Below are 4,597 nucleotides of genomic sequence, written 5' to 3'. Positions count from 1 at the left end.
GCCACGGGGTGCGCCGGTCGGGCGCGGTGTGGGCGGCGGGCGCGGTGGCGGCCAGGCCGATGCCCGCGGCCAGAGCGCCGCGCAGGACGTCGCGGCGGGTCGGGCCCGCGACGGGTCGCTTGTCATCCATGTCGCACTCCTGAACAGACGGTGGTCGGAGGGGGAAGCACCGGGTGGGGAGCAGACCGGGGCAGGCGCCCGGCGGCGGCGACCTCGCGGAGCTGCCGCCGGTCGGCGACCAGGTCGCGGGCCTCGCGGACCAGATCGGCGCACACCGGACCGACCGAGGGAAAGGCGTGGCGCAGCGCGCGAACGGCCAGTTCCACGCTGCGCGCGGGCCCGAGGATGTCCGACGGCCGGGTGGTGCGCGAGAAGATCTCGGTGACCCGCGCGGCCAGCTCGCGGTCGGCGGCCGCCTTGCGGTACAGCTCGATCTCGAGCGAGCTCATGGCGGCGCCGCGCGCCAGCCGGTTGGTCCACTGGAAGATCTCCAGGCACTCGGCGACCCGCCTGCGCTCCCACTCGCGCAGGGCGTCGTCGAGTGCGGCGCGATCGTGGAGCGCCGGGGCCGCCGTCTCGCCGAGCAACCGGCCGTAGTGCAGCGCGTCGCGGATGCCCTGTGCGGTGACCGGGTCCTTGAAATGTCCGGCGTCCCCGGCGAGCGCCCATCCCGGACCGGCCGAACGCCGGAAGTACGACTCGATGCCGGTGGCCGCGCGCACCCGCCCCACCCGCTCGCATCCGGCCAGCCGCTCCGTCAAGCCCGGAAGACGTTGCAGCGCTTCGGTGTAGCGGCGTTCGGCCACCCCCGGCCGCGTCCTCTCCCCGGTGGCCGGCGGCTGCACCAGGCTGAGCACCAGGCCGTCGTCGCACGGGAAGGCGGTGCCGAGATCAGCGCCGTCACGCCACTGCGCCGCGATGTGCCGCCACGAGTCGTCGCGGTCGCGCCAGTAGGCGAACAAGCAGTCGCGGCCGCTCGGTGCGGCCAGCCAGGGGGTCTGCGCGCCGGTCAGCCGGGCGACGGTGCTTCGCCTGCCGTCCGCGCCGACCACCAGCGCGGACCGCAGGTCGTGGGCGCCGGTGTCGTCGGTGTAGCGGACGCCGACCACGCGCCCGCCCTCCCACAGCAGCGCCTCCACCCTTGACCGCTCCCGCACCTGCGCCCCCGCCGCCCGCGCGGTCGCCACCAGGGCGGCGTCGAGTCCGGTGCGCCGAACACACAGCGCGTAGTCGGCGCCGTCCGCGGGACGGAAGTCGGAATGGATGCCGAAACCGGAGCCGGCCGCGAAGGCGGAACGCAGTTCGGGAGCGCCGAGCGCGCGCACCCGCGCCAGCGCCCCCGCCCGCCGCAATTCGGCCACCGTCGACGGCCAGAGCAGATGGGTCGACAGGGTGTCGGAGGGAAAGGTGGCCGAATCCAGCACCACCACCGACCGGCCCGCGCGGGCGAGCGCCACCGCCGCCGCCGAGCCCGCGCACCGCGCGCCCACCACGACGACCTCGGTCTTCTCGCTCCGCGCGGAGGGTGAGCCGTCCATCGGAACCGCCTCGGTCACCTAGTCTCGGACACACTGTCCGATTATGGTGAGGTCGGTGCGCTCGATTGTCAACGACCGTGCGGGAGCGGGCAGAATGGTCGGCATGCAGTCATCCAGCCGAGCACATCCGCGCCGGCGCGCGGGGCACACGGCGGGCGCCGGATGCCGTCACTGACCCGGGTGCCCAGATCGGCGCGCAAGGCGGACGACGACCGGCGCGCGGAGTTCGAGCGGCGCGTGCTGGCCGCGGTCGAGGAGTTGCTCGCCGACGGCACGCCCTACACCGAGATCGCCGTGCAGCGCATCGCCGCCGCCTCCGGCTCGGCGCGCTCGACCTTCTACCGCTATTTCCCGGACAAGAGCAGACTGCTGGTCCGCATGGCCGAACTGGCCACCGCCGATCTGTTCCGCGCGGCCGAGTACTGGTGGCAGGCCGAGCACGCCGATGAGCGGGAAGGCGTGGTCGCGGCGATCTCCGCCATGATCGCCGGCTTCCGCGAGCACCGCTTCCTGCTGCTCGCCCTGGCCGAGGTCGCTTCCTACGACCGCGACGTGGGCGGCTACTGGCGCAGCCGGGTCGCCGCGTTCGTCGAGATCGTGCGCGGGCGGCTGGAAACCGAGCGGGCCGAGGGTCGCGTCGCCCCCGACGTCGATCCGGCCGCGACGGCGGTGGTGTTGACCGCCATGGTGGAACGGTCCATCGCCACCGCCTTCGCCTCCGACTCCGGCCCCGACGACGAGGCGCTGGCCCGCGCGCTCGGCCGGGCCATCTGGCTGGTCGTCTACGGCGACGCGCCCGGCCGCTGACGCGGTTCGGTGAGCCTGCGGGCCGCCAGCACGACGGCTCGGCGCTGGGCATCCCTGCCCGCGATGTCGGCGGCCAGCGCCGCCTGGGCGGCCGAGGTGCGCGCCAGGTCGGTGAGCAGGCGCACCAGGATCACCGGATGGAACTCCCCGGTCACCGTCCCCGCGGCCTGACCACGCCTGACCTCGGCGATTTTCGGCGCGACGGCCGCGCGCAGCACCTGTGTCACGGCCTCGTGGGTGGTCGGCTCCAGATCGGCCCAGGCCTGCAGGCGAGCGTTGTCGGGATTGTCGACGAAGTGGTCGAACAGCCGTCCCGCGTAACCGGGCAGGTCGTCGGCCGACAGCGCGGTCTCGGCCGTGGTCTGCGCGGCCCAGCGTTCGACGACCGCCGCGTACAACTCGTCCTTGCCGGGGAAGTAGGCGTAGAGGCGGTCCTTGCTGGCCCGTGCGGCGGTGGCGATGCGGTTGATCCTGGCGCCTGCCACACCGTACGCGGCGAACTCCGCCTTGGCGGCGGCGAGAATCCGCTCCCGGGTCGCCTCTCCTGCTGCGCGCATGGCGCCGATCCTAGCTTGCCGAACCATTTGGTTCGGATATATCGTCGGCTCGACCCCGCCAGACCGTTTCGGGGCGGGCGGGCAGAGATGGTGCGGAGGCTGGACTGTGACGACCGAGCAGATGGACTGGCGAGTGCTGCGCGAGGTGAGCGAGGGCGTCTCGCCCCGCGACCTGGACCGGATCTGGGCCGAGCTGCCCACCGCGCGGGCCGAGGACATCCTCGGCCGCTGGCGCGGGGCGGCCTTCCAGACCGGCCACCCGCTGTGCAAGGCGCTGGCCGCCAGCCGCTGGCACGGCAAGCACTTCCTCGCCCTCGACGACGCCAAGCCGCTGATCTGCCGCGACGAGGAGGGCAGGCTGTTCTCCGACATCGAGCTCGGTCAGGGCGAGGCCACGCTGTGGAACATCGAGTTCCGCGGCGAGGTGACCGCGACCATGGTCTACGACGGCCGCGCGGTCTTCGACCACTTCAAGTGGCTCGACGAGAACACCCTGATGGGCATCATGAACGGCAGGCGCGAGCTGGTGCTCAGCCGCGGCGAGCACTTCTACTTCCTGCTCGAGCGCGACACCGAGCCGGAGCAGGCCTGATGGGCGTCGTCACCACCGCCGCGCTGTCCCGCGACCCCGGAGCCCCGTTCAGTCTGGAGCAGGTGCGCATCGACGGGCCGAGGGCCGACGAGATCCTGGTGCGCGTGGTCGCCTCCGGCATCTGCCACACCGACCTGGTGACCCGTGCGGCGGGCTCGGCCGAGCGACCGGTGCTGCTCGGCCACGAGGGCGCGGGCGTCGTCGCGGAGGTCGGCGCGGCGGTCACCACTGTGCGACCGGGTGACCACGTGCTGCTGACCTTCCGTCACTGCGGCACGTGCCGCAACTGTGCCGAGGGCCGCCCCGCCTACTGCCTGAAAGCCAACGCGCTCAACACTTTCGGGCGTCGCGCCGACAAGACGCCGCGCGTGAGCGTCGACGGCGCCCCTGTGCTCGACGGCTTCTTCGGCCAGTCCAGCCTCGCCGGCTACGCGCTGGCCACCGCCGACAACACCGTGGTGGTCGATCCCTCGGTGGATCTGGCGCTGGCCGCGCCGCTGGGCTGCGGATTCCAGACCGGCGCCGGGGCCGTGCTGAATGTGCTTCGTCCGCGACCGGATTCGTGGCTGGCGCTGTTCGGAGCCGGGGCCGTGGGCATGGCGGCTCTGCTGGCGGCGAACACCGTCGGCGGGGTGCGCACGATCGTCGTGGAGACCTCGCCGCAACGTCGAGATCTCGCGCTCGAACTGGGGGCGGCCGAGGTGCTCGATCCCGCCGAGGGTGACGTCGTCGAGCGCATCCGCGCGTGCACGGGCGAGGGTGTCGCCCACGCGGTGGACACCACAGGAATTCCGGCCGTCGTCGCCGACGCGGTGCGCGCGCTCGCGGTGGGTGGCACGCTCGTCGCGCTCGGACTCGGTGCGGGCGCCCCACCGGTGGATCTGCGCGATCTGGTGATGAACGGCAAGAGCATCCGGGGCTGCCTCGAGGGTGATTCGGTGCCGTCGGCGTTCATTCCGCACCTGCTCGACCTGCACCGGGCGGGCCGCTTTCCGCTGGAGCGCCTGGTGTCGGTCTACCCGAGCGCCGAGATCGGCGTCGGGAGGGGGGCCCGCAAGGGGGGGCGCGTGATGTGAAACACGAAACGCGTCGTGTGCAGGGGG

5 protein-coding genes are annotated in these 4,597 nt (G+C 73.2%); 3 read left to right on the top strand and 2 right to left on the bottom strand.

Annotated features, from left to right (window positions below; genetic code table 11):
• Window positions 1–122: 122 nt before the first annotated feature.
• A complete protein-coding gene (locus QH283_RS14940; RefSeq protein WP_280503601.1) occupies window positions 123–1,538 on the bottom strand; it encodes an NAD(P)/FAD-dependent oxidoreductase in 1,416 nt (471 codons plus the stop codon).
• Window positions 1,539–1,700: 162 nt separating this feature from the next.
• On the opposite strand from QH283_RS14940, the gene QH283_RS14935 reads away from it, so the two are divergent.
• Window positions 1,701–2,345 (top strand): TetR/AcrR family transcriptional regulator, encoded by a 645-nt coding sequence (locus QH283_RS14935; protein WP_280503600.1) that lies wholly within the window; start codon window positions 1,701–1,703, stop codon window positions 2,343–2,345.
• Here the strand turns inward: QH283_RS14935 and QH283_RS14930 are convergent.
• The gene (locus QH283_RS14930; RefSeq protein WP_280503599.1) at window positions 2,321–2,902 is read right to left on the bottom strand and encodes a TetR family transcriptional regulator; all 582 of its coding nucleotides are present in this window, start codon (window positions 2,900–2,902) and stop codon (window positions 2,321–2,323) included. The genes QH283_RS14935 and QH283_RS14930 overlap by 25 nt on opposite strands.
• Window positions 2,903–3,023: 121 nt before the next feature.
• On the opposite strand from QH283_RS14930, the gene QH283_RS14925 reads away from it, so the two are divergent.
• Entirely contained in the window at window positions 3,024–3,494 is a 471-nt protein-coding gene (locus QH283_RS14925; protein ID WP_280503602.1) for a DUF4334 domain-containing protein, read from the top strand.
• Entirely contained in the window at window positions 3,494–4,570 is a 1,077-nt protein-coding gene (locus QH283_RS14920) for an NAD(P)-dependent alcohol dehydrogenase (RefSeq protein WP_280503598.1), read from the top strand. Before QH283_RS14925 ends, QH283_RS14920 begins: the two co-directional genes overlap by 1 nt.
• Window positions 4,571–4,597: the final 27 nt, after the last annotated feature.

Source organism: Nocardia farcinica (assembly GCF_029867845.1).
Taxonomy (GTDB): Bacteria; Actinomycetota; Actinomycetes; order Mycobacteriales; family Mycobacteriaceae; genus Nocardia; species Nocardia farcinica_A.
This window is presented reverse-complemented; position numbering and strand designations above follow the sequence as displayed.